Annotated in this window: 24 protein-coding genes; 10 read left to right on the forward strand and 14 right to left on the reverse strand. The window is 62.5% G+C overall.

Features of this window, described 5'->3' with window-relative positions; all coding sequences use genetic code 11:
• Positions 1-2: 2 nt before the first annotated feature.
• Positions 3-464 carry a DUF2314 domain-containing protein gene (locus tag X744_RS147845; RefSeq protein ID WP_245266804.1) on the reverse strand — a complete coding sequence of 154 codons (462 nt, stop codon included), beginning with the start codon at positions 462-464 and terminating at the stop codon, positions 3-5.
• Positions 465-695: 231 nt separating this feature from the next.
• Here X744_RS147845 and X744_RS147840 point away from each other — a divergent pair, with 231 nt between their 5' ends.
• From X744_RS147840 to X744_RS147830, 3 genes are all read left to right on the forward strand, one after another.
• Complete coding sequence (locus X744_RS147840) at positions 696-2,318, forward strand: FAD-binding oxidoreductase (protein WP_031260739.1); 1,623 nt, start codon at positions 696-698, stop codon at positions 2,316-2,318.
• A gap of 18 nt (positions 2,319-2,336) precedes the next feature.
• The gene (locus X744_RS147835; protein WP_031260740.1) at positions 2,337-2,960 is read left to right on the forward strand and encodes a hypothetical protein; all 624 of its coding nucleotides are present in this window, start codon (positions 2,337-2,339) and stop codon (positions 2,958-2,960) included.
• Positions 2,961-3,064: 104 nt separating this feature from the next.
• Complete coding sequence (locus X744_RS147830) at positions 3,065-3,595, forward strand: dihydrofolate reductase family protein (RefSeq protein WP_023761248.1); 531 nt, start codon at positions 3,065-3,067, stop codon at positions 3,593-3,595.
• Between the two features lie 67 nt (positions 3,596-3,662).
• Here the strand turns inward: X744_RS147830 and X744_RS147825 are convergent, their stop codons facing one another.
• From X744_RS147825 to X744_RS147815, 3 genes are all read right to left on the reverse strand, one after another.
• Entirely contained in the window at positions 3,663-4,184 is a 522-nt protein-coding gene (locus X744_RS147825) for a hypothetical protein (protein ID WP_023761249.1), read from the reverse strand.
• A gap of 154 nt (positions 4,185-4,338) precedes the next feature.
• Positions 4,339-5,469, reverse strand: coding sequence for a hypothetical protein (locus tag X744_RS147820; protein ID WP_023761250.1), 1,131 nt, complete (start codon positions 5,467-5,469; stop codon positions 4,339-4,341).
• 6 nt (positions 5,470-5,475) lie between these two features.
• Entirely contained in the window at positions 5,476-5,910 is a 435-nt protein-coding gene (locus X744_RS147815; RefSeq protein ID WP_023761251.1) for a DUF4383 domain-containing protein, read from the reverse strand.
• 689 nt (positions 5,911-6,599) lie between these two features.
• Here X744_RS147815 and X744_RS147810 point away from each other — a divergent pair.
• Entirely contained in the window at positions 6,600-7,538 is a 939-nt protein-coding gene (locus X744_RS147810) for a diacylglycerol kinase family protein (RefSeq protein WP_031260741.1), read from the forward strand.
• An 80-nt stretch (positions 7,539-7,618) separates the two neighbouring features.
• Here X744_RS147810 and X744_RS147805 read toward each other — a convergent pair whose 3' ends face one another.
• Genes X744_RS147805 through X744_RS147795 form a run of 3 tightly spaced genes read right to left on the reverse strand, consistent with a single transcriptional unit; the run spans position 7,619 to position 11,357 of the window.
• Complete coding sequence (locus tag X744_RS147805; RefSeq protein WP_023761253.1) at positions 7,619-8,536, reverse strand: NAD(P)-dependent oxidoreductase; 918 nt, start codon at positions 8,534-8,536, stop codon at positions 7,619-7,621.
• Positions 8,533-9,744, reverse strand: coding sequence for a mandelate racemase/muconate lactonizing enzyme family protein (locus X744_RS147800; RefSeq protein WP_023761254.1), 1,212 nt, complete (start codon positions 9,742-9,744; stop codon positions 8,533-8,535). The genes X744_RS147805 and X744_RS147800 overlap by 4 nt, the downstream gene beginning before the upstream one ends.
• Positions 9,741-11,357: a GMC family oxidoreductase N-terminal domain-containing protein gene (locus X744_RS147795; protein WP_031260742.1), complete on the reverse strand. Its 1,617-nt coding sequence runs from the start codon at positions 11,355-11,357 to the stop codon at positions 9,741-9,743. The genes X744_RS147800 and X744_RS147795 overlap by 4 nt, the downstream gene beginning before the upstream one ends.
• A 270-nt stretch (positions 11,358-11,627) precedes the next feature.
• On the opposite strand from X744_RS147795, the gene X744_RS147790 reads away from it, so the two are divergent.
• Both X744_RS147790 and X744_RS147785 read left to right on the forward strand, forming a co-directional pair.
• Complete coding sequence (locus tag X744_RS147790) at positions 11,628-12,569, forward strand: phosphoribosylaminoimidazolesuccinocarboxamide synthase (RefSeq protein WP_031260743.1); 942 nt, start codon at positions 11,628-11,630, stop codon at positions 12,567-12,569.
• Between the two features lie 104 nt (positions 12,570-12,673).
• Complete coding sequence (locus X744_RS147785) at positions 12,674-13,069, forward strand: acyl-CoA thioesterase (protein ID WP_023761257.1); 396 nt, start codon at positions 12,674-12,676, stop codon at positions 13,067-13,069.
• Between the two features lie 111 nt (positions 13,070-13,180).
• On the opposite strand, the gene X744_RS147780 is transcribed toward X744_RS147785, so the two are convergent.
• Positions 13,181-13,549 (reverse strand): helix-turn-helix domain-containing protein, encoded by a 369-nt coding sequence (locus X744_RS147780; RefSeq protein ID WP_023761258.1) that lies wholly within the window; start codon positions 13,547-13,549, stop codon positions 13,181-13,183.
• Between the two features lie 89 nt (positions 13,550-13,638).
• Here X744_RS147780 and X744_RS147775 point away from each other — a divergent pair, with 89 nt between their 5' ends.
• From X744_RS147775 to X744_RS147770, 3 genes are all read left to right on the forward strand, one after another.
• On the forward strand, positions 13,639-14,244 hold the full coding sequence (locus tag X744_RS147775; RefSeq protein WP_023761259.1) for an NADPH-dependent FMN reductase: 606 nt from the start codon (positions 13,639-13,641) through the stop codon (positions 14,242-14,244).
• A 263-nt stretch (positions 14,245-14,507) separates the two neighbouring features.
• Complete coding sequence (locus X744_RS1000000176050; RefSeq protein ID WP_023761261.1) at positions 14,508-14,636, forward strand: hypothetical protein; 129 nt, start codon at positions 14,508-14,510, stop codon at positions 14,634-14,636.
• A gap of 179 nt (positions 14,637-14,815) precedes the next feature.
• The gene (locus X744_RS147770) at positions 14,816-15,694 is read left to right on the forward strand and encodes a DMT family transporter (protein WP_050589574.1); all 879 of its coding nucleotides are present in this window, start codon (positions 14,816-14,818) and stop codon (positions 15,692-15,694) included.
• 37 nt (positions 15,695-15,731) lie between these two features.
• On the opposite strand, the gene X744_RS147765 is transcribed toward X744_RS147770, so the two are convergent.
• Positions 15,732-17,249 (reverse strand): winged helix-turn-helix domain-containing tetratricopeptide repeat protein, encoded by a 1,518-nt coding sequence (locus X744_RS147765; protein WP_031260744.1) that lies wholly within the window; start codon positions 17,247-17,249, stop codon positions 15,732-15,734.
• A 127-nt stretch (positions 17,250-17,376) separates the two neighbouring features.
• On the opposite strand from X744_RS147765, the gene X744_RS0137775 reads away from it, so the two are divergent.
• A complete protein-coding gene (locus X744_RS0137775) occupies positions 17,377-17,631 on the forward strand; it encodes a DUF1127 domain-containing protein (protein ID WP_156938596.1) in 255 nt (84 codons plus the stop codon).
• A gap of 27 nt (positions 17,632-17,658) precedes the next feature.
• Here X744_RS0137775 and X744_RS147760 read toward each other — a convergent pair whose 3' ends face one another.
• The 5 genes from X744_RS147760 to X744_RS147740 all read right to left on the reverse strand — a co-directional run bounded on the left by X744_RS147760 (position 17,659) and on the right by X744_RS147740 (position 22,043).
• The gene (locus tag X744_RS147760) at positions 17,659-18,969 is read right to left on the reverse strand and encodes a hemolysin family protein (protein WP_023761265.1); all 1,311 of its coding nucleotides are present in this window, start codon (positions 18,967-18,969) and stop codon (positions 17,659-17,661) included.
• Between the two features lie 75 nt (positions 18,970-19,044).
• Positions 19,045-19,236: a hypothetical protein gene (locus X744_RS147755; RefSeq protein WP_023761266.1), complete on the reverse strand. Its 192-nt coding sequence runs from the start codon at positions 19,234-19,236 to the stop codon at positions 19,045-19,047.
• Positions 19,237-19,279: 43 nt separating this feature from the next.
• Positions 19,280-19,981, reverse strand: coding sequence for an LssY C-terminal domain-containing protein (locus tag X744_RS147750; RefSeq protein WP_031260746.1), 702 nt, complete (start codon positions 19,979-19,981; stop codon positions 19,280-19,282).
• A 72-nt stretch (positions 19,982-20,053) separates the two neighbouring features.
• Positions 20,054-20,857 (reverse strand): extensin family protein, encoded by an 804-nt coding sequence (locus tag X744_RS147745; RefSeq protein ID WP_031260747.1) that lies wholly within the window; start codon positions 20,855-20,857, stop codon positions 20,054-20,056.
• Positions 20,858-20,972: 115 nt separating this feature from the next.
• Complete coding sequence (locus tag X744_RS147740) at positions 20,973-22,043, reverse strand: extensin family protein (RefSeq protein WP_031260748.1); 1,071 nt, start codon at positions 22,041-22,043, stop codon at positions 20,973-20,975.
• Between the last annotated feature and the right edge of the window lie 41 nt (positions 22,044-22,084).

The raw sequence follows: 22,084 nt of genomic DNA on the forward strand, positions 1-22,084 counted from the left end.
TGTCAGCAGTCGAAGCCATATTTGTCGCGCATGTAGTCTGCCCCTTCTTTCGACATTTTCTTGAACATCACGCAGACGGTGAAGCTGCCGACCTGATGCCCGTCGCTTGTGTATCCCCAGTCGGAAATTTCGTCCCTGGTGAATTCTATGTTCTGGCCGAGGACGACGTTGCGTACTTCCTCCGGCTGGTTCGCCAAAATGCCGGCAAATCCGGTCTCGGTGCGGCGGAACGGTATGACCCAGAAATGTTCGGTGACATTCCCGTCCCGTACCTTGACCTTCAGTTTGAACCTGTCTGTTCCGGAGGGAGGAGCCTCGGACAGCGCCAGGAATTCATCCAGGCTGGCGAGTGCCTGGGCGATCGCCGCCGCCATGTCGGTATCGCCCGGGGTAAAGATAATCGTCTTGTCGTCGCCTGGGTCCGCGCCTTGTGCACCGGCCGATCCCGTAGCAAGCGCCAGCATCAGGGACATCATGGTCCGGATTGCAAGCTTCATGGAAGGCCCCTCACCGTAGTCGCGGCCACCATGGTGCATTCATTCCGGATTTGCAACCCAAGCGCGAGTTTCAATCGGTTTTTGGCGTAATTGAGCCGACCATAATTCATATCGATTTTCTGGCGGAACGCTCTTCCGACCGACCGCTATGGTTTTTGCCAGGAGGCCGCGCTATCCCTTGGCCAACGGGGGATATCCATGGCTGGGCAACAAAAAGAATTTCGGCTGTCGCGGCGATTGCTACTCGGTGCGGCTGTCGTTGGCGGCGCGGTGCTGTGGGGCGGCAACACCGTGGCACGGCTGGCGCGCGGGCCTTTGGGACCGAAGAACGCAGGCCGCATCGCCGATATCGACGGCATCGCGCTGCCGCTGAAGTCGCTGGAGAATGCGCCGGCCTTTGACGCATCGCTGCCCTGGTCGGCAAAGGGCGGCGACATCAACGATGCCAGCGGCCTGTCGCAGACGCCGGTCTATGGCGTGGTGGAAGTCAGTGAGGAAGAGCACATCGCCAAGGCGCTGGCCTTCGCGCGCGCCAATGGCTTGAAGGTCTCGCTGGCGGCCATCCGCCATTCGATGGGCGGGCATGCCTTCGACGACAATGCGCTGGTACTCGACCTCAGAAAATTCAACAAGGTGACCGTCGACGCCGTGGCGGAGACCATGACGCTGCAGCCGGGTGCGCGCTGGCACGACATCCAGAACCTCTTGCATCCGCGTTTCGCGGTGAAGGCGATGCAGTCGACCGACATCTTTTCGGTTGGCGGCTCGCTGTCGGTCAATGCGCACGGCATGGACCATCAGGCGGGTTCGGTGGCAAGCTCGATCCGCTCGATGCGTGTGATGCTGTCCGACGGTTCGGTGACGACCTGTTCGCCCAGCGAGAATATCGATTTGTTCCGCCACGTCGTCGGCGGCTACGGCCTGTTCGGCGTTGTGCTGGAGGCGACTCTCGATATCGTCGACAACGCCGTCTACCGGACCTCTCGCGAAATCATCAAATCCGACGATTTCCCGAAATTCTTCGCCGAGGTGCTGGAGCCGAACAGGACGATCGGTCTGTTTTACGGCCATCTGTCGACGGCGCCGGGCAATTTCCTCGAGGACATGATCGTCTACCGCTATGACAAGGTGGCCGACCAGCCGCCGGCGGACCAGCCTGGTATCGGCGAGCCGGGTTCGGTCGGGCTGAAGCGCGTGATCATCAACATGGCGAAATGGGGCAGCCTGTTCCAGGAGCTGAAGTGGTTCACCGAAAAGACGCTGGAGCCGAAATTCGAAAGCTGCACGGTGGCGCGCACCTCGGCCATGGCCGAAGGCGAGGCCTGCCTCGTCACCCGCAACAACCCGATGCACGATTCGGTGCCTTATCTGTTCAACGACCTGACTGACGAGACCGACATTCTGCACGAATATTTTATTCCACGCGCCGCGTATAATCCATTCATCACGGAAGCCCGCGAGATCTTGCGCAATCAGTCGCTGCCGGTGCTCAACGCCTCGGTGCGCATCGTCCACAAGGAGGATGTCGCGCTGACCTACGCGCCGGAGCCTGCCTATTCGCTGGTGCTCTACATCAACCAGCCGACCGATGCCGACGGCAATGCCAGGATGCGGACGCTGACCCGGGCGCTGATCGACGTGACGATCAAGCATGGCGGCCGGTTCTTCCTGCCCTACCAGCTGCATTACACGTCCAAGGAGTTGCTGGCCTCCTATCCCGAACTGCCGGCCTTCCTGGCGACAAAGCGGCAATATGACCCGACGGAACTGTTTTCCTCGACCTTCTACCGTGCCATCAAGGCGCTGAGCGGGGTGGCATAAAAAGCAGGAGAACAACCCATGCGGATGGTATCGGCGGCGGCACTCACCCTCATTGCGCTGTGCGCTGGACCGGTCCAGGCCGAGGATATCAAGGCTTTCAAGCTGACCATCGACGGCGTGACCGTCGATATCGATCCCGGCGAGAGCACAAGCATGACGCTGCCCGGCGGCAGAAAGAGCAAGGTGACGCTCGAGCGCAACGACTTCGCCACCTTTGCCGGCAGCGATTTCTCGTTTGTCCATCCGAGCGACATCTCGGTGACCAAGTCCGACCTGGGTGAGAATATCACGCAGTATCTGATGGCGTCGGCGCTGGGTACCATCGTCATCGTCCAGGAGTATGGCAAGATGAATCCGGTGTCGCTCAACCAGCTGATGCTGCAGGAGATGACCAAGGACTCGGTGCAGGCCGGCGCCACGCTGACGCAGGAGCCGACGACGCGCAAACTTGCCGACGGCAAGGAATTAACTGGTATAAAGGCCGTCGTGAAGACACGCAGTGACACGGCCGATTTCGAGATCGTCGGCTACGGCGTTGCCGAACAGGGGCTGTTGTTCATCACCCGCATTGCCGGCGAGGACGTGGCGACCGAAAAGCCGCTGATCGACAAGTTCTGGCAGAGCCTGAAGGTCAAGCTGTAGGAGATCAGGGTCGTGTCCCAGTTTGGATTTCGGCTGGGGGTCCACTCTTTTGCGTAACGGCGGCCCCAGTTATTCTGAAGACCCTGAATTGGAGGTCTTACAGCATGGCGAAGCTCATTTTCAGAATGAACCAGTCCCTCGACGGCTATGTCGACCACCAGAAAATGCCGTCAGGGCCCACGATCTTTCGTCACTGGATAGAGCAAGTGCGCAACCTGAGCGGCAGCGTGTACGGTCGCGGCATGTACGAGGTGATGCGCTATTGGGACGAAGACAGTCCAGAGTGGAGCGCGGAGGCGCGTGAATTCGCGGCCGCGTGGCGGAGCCAACCGAAATGGGTTGTGTCGCGCACGCTGAAGTCGGTCGGCCCCAACGCCACCCTTGTCGCGGACGACGTCGAGGCAGTGATACGTGGGCTTAAGGCCCAACTCGTTGGGGAGATTTCAGTTTCTGGACCAAACCTGGCACGAAGCCTGACCGACCTTGGTCTTATCGATGCGTACCAACTCTACCTCCATCCGTTCGTGCTTGGTCATGGTAAGCCATTCTTCGCCGGCCCCCGGCCGCCGCTTCGCTTTGTGGCCAGCGACCTGATTGGCGATGACGTGATCAGGTTGACCTATGTGCCTGCCTAATCACGGACACCCGGTGCGACGATAGGATGCCGCATGTTGCGGTCGTCAAACCGAGACGCTTGCGGGATTACAGGCCCTTCGGCACAAGTCCGGCCAGCCAGTTCACAGAGCGTTTCGCGGCGTCGGCGGTCGCCGAGGCGGCGCGGCCGAGATCGGTCTTGACCAAGGCATAACCGTTTTTCGTGCGATAGAGCACGCCGGTTCCGCCATCGACCACTTGTTCATAGGCGACGGGCCGGGCGGCGTCCGCTTCCATGGCCGTCGTCGGCGAACCGACCGAGACGCTCGGCCGATGGCTCAGTTCAGGCGGCAACGGGCTTTCGGTTCTGACAACGCGGCTGGCGGGCTTCAGTTCAGGGCGCGACGCGGTCGCGGCCAGCTGCGAAGAGGACGACGAGCCCTTGGTGCGGCAGATGCCGGAGACGAGCGGATAGTTGAAATTGCGCTCGTGCAGCATCTGGCTTCTCATCGCCGCTTCGCACTCGGCGACGGTCGACCACTTGGCCGGCGTCTCGCCGATATATTCGCAAAGCTTGGCGTCGCAGTCGCAGCCGACGATGGTCATGGCGACAAGGGCGGTCTTGATCACGGTCTCGTCCCTTCGAGATGGCTCCCCGGCAGCTCATTCAGGTGCATGCAACATTCCATCGCGCGTGAACAAGGCGGGATTTGGCCGCGATTGTGGAATGAGCGTGGCGGGGCGCTCGCGATAGCCGATCCTTGCGGAACGTGGCCGGATCGTCTCAGTAGTCATAGACATGTTCGAGCCTAGCGCCCGACTTGATCAGCGCCGGCAGCACGAGATGCAGCTTGCGTACGGCGACGATCATGCCGGTGCGGCGCGTTGCTGGATCTGCCGGCAGAGGATAGCTGAACAGGATGCGCATGCCTTCGGGGATGGCGATCGAGTCGGTGGAGAGCATGGTGACCATGATCTCGTCGTTGCCGCCGATCTCAACGAACGACACGCCCTTGTCGATCAGGCGCGGAATCATTTCGGTGAACACCTGATAGCGCTTGGTGACGAAAATGGTGCCATCGGCCCCCAGGTCGCGTTCGAGCAAGGTGTCCGGCTCGTCGCGCGTGGCTTCACCGACCGGCCCCTTGGCCCAGACATGGATATCGAGAAAGGCCGGGTTCGTCGTGGCGGCAAGCGCCTTTTTGATCAGGTCGGCATAGGCGTGCTTGATGGTGTCGGCGAGGCCGAATGCCAGCTTGCGTTCGCTGGTGCGGATGGAACTGTCGCCCGGCGCCGGCTGCACGGCAAACAGGCCCGCGCGCTTCTCGGCATAGGGGAACTGGTACCACGGCACCTGGTCGAGAAACCCTGCATAATCGGCCGCGATTTTGGCCTGATAGATGTCGACGGCGGTTCGCTTGCCTGCTGTCGCCTCGGTGATACGGCCGACAGTGTTCTCATAGGTCCATTGCAGGATATGCTCGATCGAGTGGCTGGTGCCGATGATGACCAGCATCTGGTGGTTGGCGTAGTTGAACTTGTAGGGAGAACTGGCGCGGATCACCATGGCGTAGTCCTGCCAGAAGCGGCCGACATAGGACCAGTAGGGGAAGCCGCTCGGCTGGTCCTTGGCGACGAAGCCGGCATATTCGCGCGCGGCGTAGACGATCGCCCATTCCGGATAGGTGAGGAAGGTCGATTCCTCCGGTCGCTGGTAGCCGGGGATCTCGGCGCGGACCTTGTCGGCCAGCGCCTTGGGCAGAGCGCCGTCGGCAATGCCGGGCAGCGGCGCCTTGTCGAGCGACGACGTCGTCAGGAAGCCATAGCTCAGCCCGGCGATAGGGATGAGGATAACGATGACGATCAGCGAGAGGATCGTCTTGATGATGCGCTTCAGCCAGCGAAACAGGAACATGGCCGATCAGGCCGTGGCGAAGTGATCGTGTATGCGCTTTGCCAGCCAGAAGCCGACATAGACGGCGAAGCCGCCGATGACGATGTGCGGCAGGTTGGCGAAGAAGCGGGCCGGGAACTCGATGTCGTTGAGGGAGCGGAAGCCGTTGATGAAGATGCCGGCATCGAGGCAGCCGGAACCGGTAATCAGCCCGAGCACGCCGTCGAACAGGTAGACTGAACCGAACAGCTTGAAATAGAACACGGCCTGGCGGTGCGAGATGAAGGCTGCGGCCAGCGCCCAGACGCCGGAGAAGGCGTGCAGCAGATCATCATACCATTGCAGGGAGAATAGGCCGAACAGATTGCCGTCGGCATCGTTGAACGGCGGTATGTAGCCGATGGCGACGACGCCGAAGAACAGGAAGGCATAGGCAACGGCAAGCTTCTGGATCAGCGTCATGAAGTATCCCCCTCCGAGTGACGCCGAACGTTAGCCGATTTTACCGCCGGTTGCAGCCCCAACCGAAAACACCGTAAAAATGTGGAAAAGACAGTCGGCGCCGGGATTTCTCCCAGCGCCTCCCTGTCAGATCAGGACACGGTCGCGGCAGCAACTTCCGTAAAGTCGTCGCGCCTTGCCGGCCTTGATTTTGACGGTCCTGCCAGTCCGCCACCCGAAAGCAGCGTCCGTTCGGGACCACGCCGGTCGCCACCCTTGCGAGCTTTGCCCTGCGCACCATCGAAGGTTTTTGCCGTCCTTCATGGCAGCATCGGTCCGCCGTCGGCGTTAGCACGCTTTCCGCGGCCCCGTAGGTCTCGGCTCCGACCCTCGAAACAGGCAAGCCTGCTCTCGCTTCGGTCCGTACGGGCCTCAGGAAATCCGCCTTTCACTTCGCCTTTCGGCTGGGCGATCGGTAGCCGCCTGAGATGGGTTTAACTTACGCCGGGTAAGGGCTTTGCGAAATGGCCAAGGGCCTGTGGATAGCGGGATTATCGGGGACCAACCAAGGAGAATGCGATTTTCCGATCCGTCATAGGGTGGGCGGCATCGGTAGACATTCGGCCTTGCCCTGCCGACCGGTGCGGGCTTCAATGCCAGCAAAGGATTCGAGGCGCCGTGCGCTTCGATGTCTTTGCGGGAGGGTATGCTTGAAAGTCGGGGTGGTTCTCAATCCGATTGCTGGCGGTGGCCGGCTGAAACGGCATTGGCCCGATGTCGCGGCATCGCTGAAAAGTCATTTCGGCGAATTCGAACTGCGCGAAACGCAGGCCGAAGGCGATGCAGAAAGGCTGGCGCTCGATCTTGCGGCTGAAGGTTTCAATCTGGTGATCGCGGCCGGCGGTGACGGCACCGCCAGCGAAGTGGCCGACGGGCTGCTGCAGGCGATCCAGGAGGGCGGCAGGACGACCGAACTCGGTCTGTTGCCGTGCGGTGCCGGCATCGATTTCGCGCGCGGCCTCGGCTTGCCGAAAGAGATGGACGCGGTGCTGAAGCGGATCGCTGAAGCCAAGGCGCGCAAGATCGATGCCGGCCGCATCAGCTACATCGACGACCATGGCGCGCTGGCCAGCCGCCACTTCATCAACATCGCCAGCCTGGGCCTGTCCGGCGCCACCGACCGTGCCGTCAATGCCGACAAGCGCAAGGGCAGGATGTCGGCCAAGGCGCTGTTCCTGTGGCGCACCGTGATCGAATTCATCCGCTACCGCTTCCAGGACGTCAGGATCACCGTCGATGACAGCGCCCCGGTCGAGGCGCGCATGGCGCTAGTGGCGGTGGCCAATGGCAAATTCTTCGGCGGCGGCATGATGATCGCCCCAGATGCCGATTTGACCGACGGGCAGTTCGACATCGTTATCTTGCGGGCCGCCGGCAAGCTGAAGCTGATCTGGGATATCCGCCTGCTCTATGGCGGCCGGCACCGCAATCATCCAGCGATCACCATCCTGCGCGGCAGGAAAGTGGTGGTCGAGCCGCTCGGCGATGTGGAGAAGAACGGTGCGCTGGTCGATATAGACGGCGAGTCGCCCGGACGCATACCCGCGACCTTCGAGATCTTGCCCGGCGCGCTGACGCTCAGATACTGAATCAAGTCGTTAACGGGTTGATTCAGATGGATTCGCCCGCCCATACAACATATTGAAATCGCTTGGTTTTCTGCATGGAGTCAGATCGCTAGTTTGGCCGGAAAGCCAGGGGCACGCAGGTCGGTGCCGACGGCATCTTCCAGCAACTTGACGATCTGGGTCGACCAGGCGCTGCCGCCATAGGCAGCCTTGCCCTGTTCGAAAATCGTATTGACGCGCGTGGCGAGGTCGAGTGGCACGCCTGACTGTTCGCCCATGGCGAGAGCGAAGCCAAGGTCCTTCAGCGCCAGATCCATGGTGAAGCCGATGTCGTAGGAGCCGTTGAGAATGAGCTGGCTTTCGGTCTCGTGGACGAAGCTGCTGCCTGAGGAGGCCACGATGGCGTGGTAGGATTGGGCGAGGTCGAGACCGCCTTGTTTGGCCAGCATCAGCGCTTCGCCGGCGGCGACAAGGTGGATGAAGGCGAGCATGTTGGTGATGACCTTGATCACCGCCGCCGACCCGATTGGTCCCATCAGGAAGGACTTCGCGCACATCGCTTCGATCGCCGGGCGATGACGCTCGTGGAGCGCCGCATCGCCGCCGACCAGCGCGGTGATCTTTCCGGCCGCCGCCAGGTGCACGCCGCCGGTGACCGGGCATTCCAGCGTCTCGACGCCATTGGCCGAAGCGAGGGCAGCGAGGCGAAGAATCTCGTCGCGGCCATTGGTGGACATCTCGATCCAGGTGCCACCCTTCGGCAGGCCTTCGAGCAATCCACCGGGGCCGGCCAGCACCGCTTCGCTGACCTTCGGCGACGGCAGGCACGTGATCGCGTTGCCGGCCCGTGCGGCGGCGTCGGCGGGGCTGTTCGCAGCGGAGGCGCCGAGTGCAACGAGGCACTCGACAGCGGCGGGATCACGGTCGAAGACGGTCACGGAAAAGCCGTTGCGGATCAGGCTGGCGGCAAGGTTGCCGCCGAGATGGCCAAGGCCGATGAAGGCGTAGCTTTCGCTCATGGCATCAGCGGCGTCTGCATCATCTGCAGATGCAGTTCCTTGCCCGTGTAGGGATGCGCGTCGCAGACCGCCTCGTCGAGTTCGACGCCGAGGCCGGGCTCCTTCGACGGGATGACGTTGCCGTCCTGCCACTCGATCTTCTTCTTCAGCAGCGTGGCGTGAAACCCGTCCCACTGCTTCAGCGATTCGAGGATGAGGAAATTGGGCAGCGTCACCGCCAACTGGATGTTGGCGGCACCGACGATCGGTCCGCAGTAGCAATGCGGGGCGATCTGGATGTGGTAGGCCTCCGCCATGGCGGCGATCTTCTTGGTTTCCAGGATGCCGCCCGAGCGGCCGAGGTCCGGCTGCAGGATGGTCGCGGCGCGGTTCTCGATGACGCGAGCGAACTCGAATTTAGTCGTCAGCCGTTCGCCGGTGGCGATCGGGATCGAGGTCGCGCGGGCCACTTGGGCCATGACCTCTGGCATGTCAGGCGGCACCGGCTCTTCGAACCAAAGCGGATCATAAGGCTCGATGGCGCGCGCCATGCGTAGCGCGCCGGAGGCGGTGAACTGGCCGTGTGTGCCGAACAATATGTCGGCGCGCGTGCCGACCGCCTCGCGGATCGCCTTGACCATACGGGTGGACAGGTCGATGTCGACAAGCCGCGGCTGGTGGCCGTCAAAGGCGGTGTAGGGGCCGGCTGGATCGAGCTTGACGGCGTTGAACCCCTGCTCGACATATTCGAGCGCGCAGGCGGCGGCGAGATCGGGATCGTTGTAGACGTTCTTGCCGTGCGCGTCCTCGGAATGGACGCTGCCGGTGTGCGGGTAGAGATAGGTGTAGGAGCGCAGCGTCTCGTGCACCTGGCCACCGAGCAGTTTGTAGACCGGCTTGTCGGCCTCCTTGCCGATAATGTCCCAGCAGGCCATCTCCAGCGCCGAGAAGCAACCCATGCCGGACACATCGGGACGCTGGGTGAAACCCGAGGAATAGGCGCGGCGGAAGAAGTTCTCGATGTCGTGCGGATCGCGGCCGACGAGATAGCGCTCGGCCATGTCCTCGACCATCCTCGCCGTGACATGGGCCGAGAAGGTGGCGTTGTAGGCCTCGCCATAGCCGACCACGCCGCCGTCTGTGGTGAGCTTGACGAAGATGAAATACTTGCCGCCGATGCCGGGCGGCGGGTTGCCGACAACCCAGGTCTTGACGTCGGTGATCTTCATCTTTGGTCCTCCAGAACCAACTCGGCGCCCTTCCAACCGGTCATGATCGAGGCGGCGTTGGTGTTGCCGGTGATGTTGTCGGGAAAGATCGAGGCATCGATGACGCGCAAGCCTTCGACGCCGTGCACCTTGAGACGCGGATCGACGACGGCGCGCGCGCGATCCGGCCCCATGCGGCAGGTCGACACCGGGTGATAGACGGTCCCCGAGCGCTTTCGGAAATCCTGTATCAGATCGGCGTCGGAAGTGATCGACGGACCGGGCAGGACCTCTTCCTCGATGATCTCGGCCATGGCGGGCATCGAGGCGATCTTGCGCACGAATTTCACCGCTGCCAGCATCTCCTGGACATCGGCATTGGTGGAATAGGCATTGGCGACAATTTTGGGGTAGTCGCGCGGGTTGCTGGAGCGGATCATGATCTCGCCACGGCTCGACGGGCGGCAATTGGACAGGCCGATGGAAAAGCCCGGCCATGGATCCGGCGTCAGGATCGGGCGCTCTCCGCTCTTGGGAATGACGGTCGAGAAGGCCTGGAAATAGAGCTGCATGTTGGGCCGGCTGGCCGCCGGGTCGGTGCGGAAGAAGCCGCCGGCATTGTTCATCGACAGCGACAGCGGGCCCGAACGCGTCAGGATGTATTGCATGCCGACCAAGAGCTTGCCCCACCACGGACGCAGGATCTGATTGAGCGTCGGCAGCCGGCCCTTGAAGGTATAGTTGATGCCGACATGATCCTGCAGATGCGCACCGACATTTTCGTTGGCGTGAACGACGGGAATGCCCAGCCCCCCAAGCAGAGCGGACGGGCCGACGCCGGACAGCTGCAGCAATTGCGGCGAGTTGACCGAACCGCCCGACAATATGACCTCGCGGCCGGCACGCGCCGTCTTCGTCTCGCCGTTCTGCAGATATTCGACGCCAACGGCGCGCTTGCCCTCGAACAGGACCCTGGTCGCCAGCGCGTTCATCTCGACGCGGACATTGGCGCGTCTCATTGCCGGACGCAGGAAGGCGCGCGCCGCCGACATGCGGCGGCCGTTGCGGGTCGAGATCTGGTAGACGCCGACGCCTTCCTGGACGGCACCGTTGAAATCCGGGTTGAGCGCCAGGCCGGCCTGCTGGCCGGCAGCGAGATAGCGCCTGGTCAGCGGGTGGACGGCGTCGGCACAGTCGGTGATGTGCAGCGGTCCGCCGATGCCGCGCCATTGGTCGGCGCCGGCCTGGTTGTCCTCGAGCGCCTTGAAGGCGGGCAACAGGTCGTCATAACCCCAGCCGGGATTGCCGGCGTCGCGCCAGGCGTCGAAATCCTCGCGCGCGCCCCTGATCCAGACCATGGCGTTGATCGAGCTCGAACCGCCGAGCAGCTTGCCGCGCGGCCAGTGGTCGGCATTGCCGGCAAGGCCCGGGTCCGGCTCGGCCTTATAGTTCCAGTTGACATCAGGATCGAAGAAGGTCTTGCCGTAGCCGAGCGGCATCTGCACGTAGAAGCGGCGGTCGGTGCCGCCGGCCTCCAGCACCAGCACCGAAAAGCGCCCGGAGGCCGAGAGTTTGTCGGCCAGGACCGAGCCGGCCGAGCCGGAGCCGACGATAATGAAATCATAGGTCTGCATGATGGTCTGCACGATTGGTTTGGGCGGCGCCGGAAATCTGGCGCAGCCTAGACGCCATGGGTTCACCGCGTAGCCGTGCCTTCCGGCATCAGTTGTGAAAAAAGCGACCGTCGAAATGGTCGGGTTCGAGGGGATTCCGGACAATCGTGCTTGATATGCACCGGCTCGACGGCCTATGCGATGGCATTACTTTGGCGCATGATTTTTTCCGAAAAGTCTGCAACTTTTCGGAATCATGCTCTGGCCAATCTGCGGAAGGCAGGAAATCATATGCGGACCCTTCCTGACGCGTTCATTCCCGAACTGCCGGGCCACTACAGCGGCAAGGTCCGCGAAAACTACGATTTGGCGGATGGCAGGCGCATCATCATCGCAACCGATCGCCTCAGCGCCTTCGACACCATCCTGACTTCGATCCCATACAAGGGAGAGATCCTCACCCAGACGGCTCGGTACTGGTTCGAGGAAACAGCCGATATCTGCCCGAACCATGTCCTGGAGTATCCCGACCCGAACGTCGTCGTCGGCACAAGGCTCGACATCCTGCCGGTCGAGATCGTCGTGCGTGGTTATCTGGCGGGAACCACCAGCACCTCGATCCTGACCCGCTATCGTCGCGGCGAACGGGAGATGTACGGGATGCGCCTGCCGGACGGGCTGCGCGACAATGAAAAACTGGCGGAGCCGATCATCACGCCGACCAGCAAGGCTTCGCGGGGTGGTCATGACGAGCCCCTGTCCAAAGCCGAGATCCTTGAACAGGGCCTGCTCACGAAGGCGCAGTGGGATATCGTATCGGGCTATGCCTTACAGCTGTTCGCTCGCGGCCAGCAGCGCGCCGCCGAGCGAGGCCTCATCCTCGCCGATACGAAATACGAATTCGGCACCGATAGGAACGGCACCATCATTCTTGCCGACGAAATCCATACGCCCGACAGCAGCCGGTACTGGATCGCGGCGAGTTACGAACAGGCGCTCGCCAGCGGCAGCCGGCCGGAGAGTTTTGACAAGGATTTCATCCGTTCTTGGGTGTCGGCTAGGTGCGATCCCTACAGCGACCCTGTCCCCGAGATACCCGACCAGATCGTCGAACAGGCCTCCAGGGTCTATGCGCAGGCTTATGAGTCGATCACGGGCAAGGAGTTCTCTCCCGATCTTTCCGGGGACACAGTCCTCGATCGCATTCGCACGAACCTTGAGCGTTACTTTTAGCGGCCAAGTGAGCCTTCGCCGGGGGCAGTCGGCAGTGGCGCGTTGACCTGTCGGCGCCATGACGTTACGGGATCGAGGGCAACCGGTCTCGAAGGATTTTCCCCATGGTGCACTATGCGGATGGACGGCCGATCGGAGACCTGACGTTGCGCACGCTGGCCATGCCTTCGGATGCCAATGCAGCCGGCGACATCTTCGGCGGCTGGGTGATGGCGCAGATGGACCTGGCCTGCGGCATCCGCGCTGCCGAGCGCGCCAAGGGCCGCGTGGTGACGGCGGCGGTCAAGGAAATGTCTTTCGCCAAGGCGATGAAGATCGGCGACACGCTGTGCATCTACACCCATGTCGAGCGCGTCGGCCGCACCTCGATGACGCTCAAGGTCGAAGCCTGGGCGCAACGCTACCTTTCCGACCTGATGGAAAAAGTTACCCATGCCGATTTCGTCATGGTGGCGCTGGACGGCGAGGGCAAGCCGAAAGCGGTTCCTGCCGAAGGCTGATGGAAGCCGGTTCTCCAGCGCTCAGTCATTTGTAACACCAGGTGATGCGCTTCGGGACATACACGCTTCGTCGCTCACCGCAAATTCCGGATACCTTGCCAGGCAAGGATTTCAGGCATGCATACCGTCGAATTTTTCACGTGCGGCCCGCACGCGCGCGGTGTTCCTGCGCGCCCATTCACCAAGCGCGCTGACCGGGATCAGCAACTCGTGACCGAGCTCGGTCAGTTCGTAGTCGACACGCGGCGGGATGGTCGGGTACACGGTGCGGGTGACGAAGCCGTCGCGCTCCAGCCCACGCAAGGTCGTAGTCAGCATCTTCTGTGAAATGCCGCCGACGGCTGCGCGCAATTCGTTGAAGCGCAGCGGTCCGTCGCCCAGCTTGCCAACCACCAGAACGGTCCATTTGTCACCGACGCGCTGCAGGATTTCGGAGATGGCGCGACAATCCTCGGTGCGGTGCGGGTGCCTCAGTAACAAAAAGGTGCCTCCTTGCGTCGGGAGTTGACAGTATCTCATATAGCGCCGGTATCTAAATGATACCAGCTTTTACTGAATGGAGAGCCCCCATGTCAAAACCCAAAATCGCCATCGTCATCGGTTCGACACGCGCCGCGCGTTTCGCCGATGTGCCGACCGAATGGATCGCCAAGATCGCCAAGTCACATGCCGACATCAACGTCGAGATCGTCGACCTGCGTGACTTTCCGCTGCCTTTCTTCGACGAGGTTGCATCCTCTGCCTGGGTGCCGTCGACGAATGAAGTGGCACAGCGCTGGCAAAGGAAGGTCGCCGAATTCGATGGCTTCATCTTCACCGCCGCCGAATACAATCATGGTCCGACGGCTGTGCTGAAGAATGCCATCGATTACGCGGCCAACGAATGGAACAAGAAGCCGGCCGGGTTTGTCGGCTATGGCAGCGTCGGTGGTTCCCGCGCCGTCGAGCAGCTCCGCCTTCATGCGGTCGAATTGCAGATGGCGCCGGTCAAGTCCGCCGTCCATATCGCCTGGGGCGATTTCCTTGCCGTCCGCCAGGGCGAGAAGAAGCTGGAAGATCTCGAGCATCTGAACCAAGCCGCTACCGCGCTGGTCAACGATGTTGCGTGGTGGGCCAAGGTGCTCAAGGCAGCGCGTCAGGCCGATGCCGTTGCCGAGGAAGTCAGGGCGGCCTGACCGCCGGTTCGAATTATCCTCCCAAGGATCAAGGGCGGCGCTTGCGCCGCCCTTTTCAATTGTTAGAGGCATGTCAATTGTCAGAGGCGGCCGCCTCCCGCGCCTGTCTTGACCGGACGATGCGGTCGGTGAGCGATCCGCCTCGTTGAGTTCGTCCGCACGGTGCCGACCCCATTGGCAGAGCGCCAGCAGGACCTGAAGGCGATGATCGGCCGCAACCAGTCGCTGAAAGGCTTCGCACTGCTGCCGTTGCTGTCTCCGACGTGCTGAGAACCAGCCTGTCCGAGCTGTTCCAACTGGCGGTCAGCGGCCGGCTTCGGGCAGCGATCAGCGGCTGCTTCCGGCTCTACCGGCCCGGCGAAGCGCACCGGTTGCTTGAGGAGCGCCGCTAGACGGGGAAAGTGGTGCTGGTGCCTTGGCGCCGCGGCGGACATGACGTCAATCGGGATTGGACCTCCATATGGGCGGTCCTGCCATCTGGTGCCGCCCTTTGCTCTGAGATATCCGGCTGCAATCCGTCACATGAGTTGAAGCCGTGAAGACATCCAGCCTGACCGGCGCCGTTTCCCCGATGATCCCGGTGCTCGTCTGCGCGCTCGGGATCTTCCTGCTGTCGGGGATGGACGCGGCGATGAAGACGCTGGTCATTGCGGTGGGCGTCTATAACACGGTGCTGTGGCGCAGCATGCTGGCGACCGTGGTCGCGGGTGCTGCCTGGTCGACAGGGCCGCGCTCAAAGCCAACCTTTCCGGTGCTGAGGCTGCATGCGCTGCGTGCCGCAATTGTCGGCATCGTTCTGATATCCTTCTTCTGGGGTCTTGCCAGGCTGCCGCTGGCGGAGGCGATCGGGCTCAGCTTCGTGGCGCCCTTGTTCGCCCTTTTCCTCGCTGCGCTGCTGCTGGGCGAACGAATCCGGCGCCAGGCAATCTGGGCATCGTTGGCCGGCATCGCCGGCGTCGCGATCATCATGGCCGGCCAGTTCGGGCATGCAAGCACTACGCAGGATGCCGTGCTTGGCACGGCGGCGGTCCTTGTATCAACGGTGTTCTACGGCTACAATCTGATCCTCGCCCGGCAACAGGCGCAGTTGGCCAAGCCTATCGAGATCATGTTGTTCCAGAACCTTTGCGTTGCAATCATCGTCGGTCTCGCGGCACCTTGGCTCGCCGTCGCCCTGCCGAATAATCTTTGGCTGCCGCTGGCCGGGGTGACGGGGCTGTCACTTGCAGGGCAATTCCTGATGAGCTGGGCCTACGCCCGCGCCGAGGCGCAATATCTGATCCCGACCGAATACTCGGCTTTTATCTGGGCGGTCGCGCTTGGCTGGTTCTTCTTCGGCGAGGAGGCGACCTGGACCACGCTGACCGGAGCATGCCTGATCGTCGCCGGCTGCCTGATCGCCGCGCGGGCAAATCCCCGGCTTGCCGAACCAATCGAAGCGGCGGTTTGAGGACGCACGTCCGTCCGCTCGGGACTCCGCCTGCGCGTCATTCCGGAAGACCGGCCTTGCGGAAGCCATCAACGAAATGCTCCTGAATGGCGGCGTCGCGAAACGGTTCCGTCATGACCCAGTGGCGGGTCGTAAAATGCGGGTTGCTGATGAGGAACATTTCGACCTCCGCGCGCGCCTCTTCGAACCGGCCCAGTTGCGCAAGGCTTGCCGCAAGGAAGCGGCGCGAGCTTGTGCGATAGGTTTCGTCCCGGCGCAGTGTCTCGACAGCGGCTTCGTATTCACGCGCCGCATATTGCGCCGCGCCGAGCGTCAGATAGTACCAGCTTGCGGGAAACGGGTTCAGCCGAAACGCCTTGCGAATGTGCTCCAGGCCCTCCTGGACCCGCCCGGCGAGGACCGCGATGTCGGATAGTGTCGCCCAGGCGTCGGCCTCGTTCGGGTCTAGCTCGAATGCTTTGGCGAATTCCGCATCTGCCTCGGCGAAGCGGCGTTCATAGGCGAGCAGGTTGGCAAGGACCCAGCGGCAGCCGGCATCGTTGGGATCGATCGCCACGGCCTTGCGCGCCAACTCCAAAGCAACACTACGGTTGGGCTCGATGGGTTCGCCCCAATGCACCCATCCCATCCAGTGGTTCATGGCAAGCCAGCGATAGGCCTCGGCGTAGTCCGGATCGAGGGATACCGCACGCATGAGCATGAGGTGCGCTTCCCGCGCCGTCTGCGGCGAATCATCGATCAGCTTGCGCGCCCGCACGCAGAGATCGTAGGCCTCGAGATTTTGGGGCCGGTTGCGCGGCAGCGGTGCGCGCAGCCGGCCAAGCAAAGCCTCGACGATCTTGGCCGTGACCTCGTCCTGAACCGCAAAGATATCCTCCAGGCTCCGATCGAAGCGTTCCGCCCATAGATGTTCGCCGCTCACCGCATCGACCAACTGGGCGTTGATGCGCACGCGATCCGCGGCGCGTCTTGCGCTGCCTTCCAGCAGATAGCGCACGCCAAGATCCCCGGCGATCTCGCGCACGTCCATCGCCTTTCCCTTGTAGGCAAAGGTCGAGTTGCGCGCGATGACGAACAGGCCGGAGATCCTTGAAAGGTCGGTGATCAGGTCCTCGGTCAACCCATCCGCGAAGGAATCCTGCTCGGGATCGTTGCTGAAATTGACGAAGGGCAGCACGGCTATCGACGGTTTGTCGGGCAGCGGCAGAGGTTTTCGCTTCGCGCTGCCGAGCTGTTCGACGGCGCCCGTGAAGCGGTAGCCGACGCGCGGAACGGTGGATATCCATTCGCTGCCATCGGCTGCCGGACCAAGCAACTTGCGCAGTTGTGCGATCTGGACGGTGAGATTGCCTTCCTCGACCGCCGTCCCCGGCCACGCCGCGTCCATCAACTCGGCTTTGCCCAGGACTTGCCCGGGCCGTCCGACGAGTGCCGCAAGCAGACTTAGCCCGCGGTAGCCAATAGCAACAGGAACATCGTTCCGAAGCAGCGTACCCGCACCCGGATCAAGCACGAACGGACCAAAGGCAAAACGCGATCCCTGCATAGGGCGCATCTATAGCCGGTTTGGAAGTTTTGAGAACTATTTGGGAGGGCTTAATTACGGCGCTGTCCGTATCGCGCAGAATTCAACCTCATTTCGATCGAGAACCCCTGAGCCCTCAAATCAGATGGAGGTTGCGATGACCAATACCCGTGCCTCGGCCCCGCATCGCGCAGCGCGGCTGGGAACGCGCGTGGGGCCGGCGTCGCGCCGGCTCCTGACGACCTTGCGAAGCATTATCACGACCCTGCGCGAGCGGAGCTGGCGCGAGCGGATACGCTTTCGCTGGCAACTCAGGCAAATGTCGAACGACAATCCCTATCTTATCGACGATATCGGTCTGACGAAACGGGAGGTCGAGGAAGAGATCGCCAAGCCCTTCTGGCGACCATAAAGCGAATGCCGCACATCGTCTTGACCGTCAGCGCACCGCCTCGCGCTGAGCGCCGGGCAGCCGGGTGGCGATCAGCTTGTCGATGCGGCGGCCGTCGAGGTCGACCACCTCGAAGCGCCAGCCCTGCGCATCGACGCATTCGCCAGTCGCCGGCAGATGGTGCATGTGTGCCAGCACATAGCCGGCCACGGTCTCGTAGTCGCGGTTTTCCGGCAGGTCGATGCCGAGAATGTCGGCCATCTCGTCGGCTTGCATGTAGCCGGCGAGCAGCCATGAGCCGTCCTCGCGCTTGACGGCATTTTCCTCGTCGCCGGCATCGGTGTCCGCCCGGAACACGCCGGTGATGGCTTCGAGGATGTCGGCCGGGGTGACGATGCCTTCGAAATGGCCGTATTCGTCATGTACCAGCGCCATCGGCACGTCGGATTCCTTGAGCTTCTGCAGCACATCCAGCGCGTCGGCCTGGTCATAGACGATGGGTGCGGCTTGCACATGCCTGCGCGGATCGAGCACGAGGCCGGCAAGCAGCGCCGCCAGCACGTCTCGCGTCTGGACGACGCCGACCATGACATCGACGCCACCGTCGCCGGCGGGCAGGCGCGAATGCTGGGTTTCCATCAAAAGCTTGCGGATGGACGCCTCGTCGGATTGCAAATTGATCCAGTCGACCTCGGTGCGAGGCGTCATCACCGCGCGCACGGCGCGGTCGCCAAGCCGCATGACGCCGGCGATCATGCGCCGCTCGTCGGATTCAATGGTGCCGTGATGCTCGGCCTCGGCAACCAGCATCTTGATCTCCTCGTCGGTGACCTTCTCCTCGCTTTCGCCGCGCTGGCCGAGCAGCCACAAGATGGCGCGGCCGGAAAAATCGAGCAGGAAAACCAGCGGTGCCGAGACAGTGGCGAGGATGGTCATGGCGGGCGCCGCTCTTGCGGCCACCCGTTCAGGGTCACGCAACGCGATCTGCTTGGGAACCAACTCGCCGACGATCAGAGAGAAATAGGTGATGATGGCGACGACGATGCCGACGCCGAGCGGATCGGCAACGGCCTCACGTATGCCGGTCGTGGCCAGGAACTGCGCCAGCCGCTCGCCAAGCGTGGCGCCGGAAAAGGCGCCGGAGAGGACGCCGACCAGGGTGATGCCGATCTGCACCGAGGACAGGAACTTGCCGGGATTCGAGCCAAGCTCGAGAGCGCGGCCGGCGCCATTGATGCCGCGGTCGATCATCGCTTTCAGCCGAGCAGGCCGCGACGAGACGATGGCAAGTTCTGACATCGACAAAAGGCCGTTTACGCAGATGAGGACGAACACGGTAGCGATTTCGACGTATAGCATGACCGGTCAATAGCATTGCGGCGCGGTGTTCGAAAATAGTCCGGCGTGGTTTTTGCGGAATGACCGGTATTTCGGTCAGGCGTCGGCCCCTCGCACCCAGCCAAAACGCAGGCAGTCATGATGGACATAGACCAAGGTCGTCCGTTCGAACCAGAAGCCCGGGCGGGTTTTCAGGACCTGATCGATGTGATGGAGCAGCGCCTCGGCTTCCGAGATATGCACCGTGGGCTCGATGTATGTGCCTTCCTGTTCGAATGAGGCGAACAACAGCGACGCTCTTTAGGCGCCGGATCGAACCAGGCCGCGCGATCTACTGTTTGAGTATGCCGACGATCGCCTCGCCATCCGTGAAATAGGGATCGCCGCCGCCATTGCGTCCGGTGGTTGTCGCGCCGATGCCAGATATGTCACTGGTCGAGACCAGTGTGCCGGCGGTGGCCAGGTCGCGCATCAGGAAATCGCGCTCGGCATCGATGTCGGAGCCGATATGGTGGGTGACGGCGCCGGTATCGCGGCTGAGGCCAACGCCGCGATCGAAGCTGGCCGATCCCAGCCACAGCGGCCGGCCATCATCGCCTGCAGCATCGGTCTGCCAGAAGCGGACATGATGCCGGCGATCGGCGCTGCCGCCAACCGGCTTTTCGAAGGCGAGATCCTGGGCGCGGCCGTCGAACAGCAGCCGGCTGACCGGCGCATCGGGGTAGGGGTGGTCGAACAAAACGCTCTCGCCGATCTCGATTGCAGTCTTCAGGGTCACGGCGTCAGCGGTGTCCCAACCGGCGACGGCGAAGGCATGGGCCACCTCCTTCCGCGTGCCGACAAGGCCGACATTGATCGGGTCGCCAAGAATACCTTGCGGAGTGTGCGTCACCATCTCGAAACGCTGGGTGCGAAAGCCGCGATCGCGGAACGTCCAGAACTCGGGCACCGCGAAATAGGCGAGCGCCAGGTAGCCGGCCAGCAAGGCCACCATCCAGATCGTGATGCGTCGCCGAAGACTTCGTTGGCTCATGAAGGAGGCTCAAACGTCCGGCATCACATTAGGCGGTGCGTGGCACTCCCGCAAAGGATACCCGGCATCGATCTACCGGCAGGCGCGATAACCGTTCTTGCGGTTCTTGATGTCGAAATGAAAATGGTTGCGGTGGTCGTAATTGTAGCCGGGGCCGAGCACGGTGGTGAAGTACTGGCAGCCGTCGGCGCGCACATTGTTCAGGAAGCCGCGGGTGCGGAAGGCAAACAGGCCGGGCTTGCGCACGTCGATGTCGTCGCCGTTGTTGAGCTCGATGCTCATGACGTCGAGCGCGTTGGCCTTGCCATGTTCCGACAACACGCCTTCACCCGCGATGTTGCGGCAGGAATAGCTGGAGCCCTGGTGGATGGTCTTGACGCCCGAGAAATAGCGCCATCGGGCGGAGGGGACGAGCTCATTCTTTGTCCAGCCGGCAAAGGTGGCGGCCATGTCGCAGGTCAGCGTCGCGGCTGGCTTCATCTGGATGTTGCCGATGGCCGAGACCTTTACGGGATAGTCGATGCCGCACTGGCCTTCATGGATCGGCGCCAGGTCGGTGAAGGCGACGTCGAGGCGCTTCAATTGCTGGCGGCAGTCGGTTTCACTGGCCGGCATCTGCTCGACCGGCGACATCGGCTCGTCCATGCGCGGATAAGCGGCCTGCGTCATATAGGGATTGGAGGGAACGAGCTTCTGCAGGCCGGTGTATTGCGGCACGGTTGAAGTCTGGGAGCCGACGTCGACAGCCGGTTCAAGCGATAGCACGCTGCCGGTATTGCAGGCGGAAACCGCCACAAGGGCAAGGCCGGCGGCCAGCCTGCCGGCTGCCGCGCACATGCGTCTCGACTGCCGTACGGCGGCAAATATCCCGGCCATCAGCGGAATCCCTGTCCCAGATGTCCGGCATTTTAACGATCAAGGGTAAAGGAAAACTCAGCGCTCGCGTTCATGCCTGCGGCCGAATTGGGGCACGCGGTCCGGCCAACCATGCTCACTGACAGAATGTTCCGCCATGCTGTCTAGGCTCGAGATCGAGATGGAAATGCAAGGAATGATCGGCATCGCTGCCCGGTCCGAGCACGGTCTTGAACGGTCCGCAGGCCGCCTGACGCACGGTGTCGAGAAATTTGGCGTCCTTCTCGGGTGGCGCAGGACCGACTTCGATCTTCTTGCCATCCGACAGCGTGAAGCTGGCGATATCGAGCGCGTTGCCGAAGGCATGCTCGGACAATTTTTGTGTGCCGTTGCGTGGCCGGCAGACAAAGGCCGATGCCTGGCCGATCGATTTCAGGTCGGCACCGAATTCGGCTTTCGCGGCCGGCTGGATCACATCGGCGGCAAAACGGGCAGCCGCCTCGGCCATCTTGCAGTTCAGTTCGGGGTTGGGGCCGATGTCGACGGACTTTCCAAGCGTCTTCAGCACGATCGGATACGGAATCGAGCAGCCGATTTCGGGATTGCTTTCCGCCTTGCGCTCCTCGAATTCGACGCCAAGCGTCTTCAGCCGATCGCGGCAGGCGACTTCCTCGGCGGGCATCTTGGCGTCGGGCAGATCGGCCGAGCGAGGGTCGGGCAGCATCTTCTTGTCGCCTGCATCGGCCGGCTTTTGCGGCGGCTGCGGGGCGACGGTTGGGGGCTCAACATCGGGCGCTTTTTCGGTGTCAGGTTTCTGTGTCGGCGTCGGCGCAATGGCTGGCAGCTCCGGCTCGCCTACCGTATCGATTGACGGCTCTGTGGCCGACGGCTCGGGGCGTGCCTGCTTTTTCTGATGGGATTGTTCTTCATTGAACCGGTCGGATGCTCCGGTGGTCTCCGGCCCTTCCGTCTTTTGCTTTTCCGGCGCCTCAGTGTCCGCCGGGCGTGGTTCGGGCACCGGAACGGGACTGGGCAATGGACTACCGGGCCCGGGCAGCACCGGAACATCGGCAGGCGAGGGCCGCGGAGCCTGAGTCTCCTGTTGTGTCTGGTTCGGTGTGTGGTGCCGGTGGCGCCGCGGTTTCAGGCGCAGTCCGCCCCGCGGCTTCAAGGGCTGATCGACCCGCTGTGTCAGCGGCTGGTCCACCCGCGGCGTCAGCGGCTTGGCAGGTCGATGGCGATGCCGGG

The organism is Mesorhizobium sp. LNHC252B00 (genome assembly GCF_000502955.1).
Lineage (GTDB): Bacteria > Pseudomonadota > Alphaproteobacteria > Rhizobiales > Rhizobiaceae > Mesorhizobium.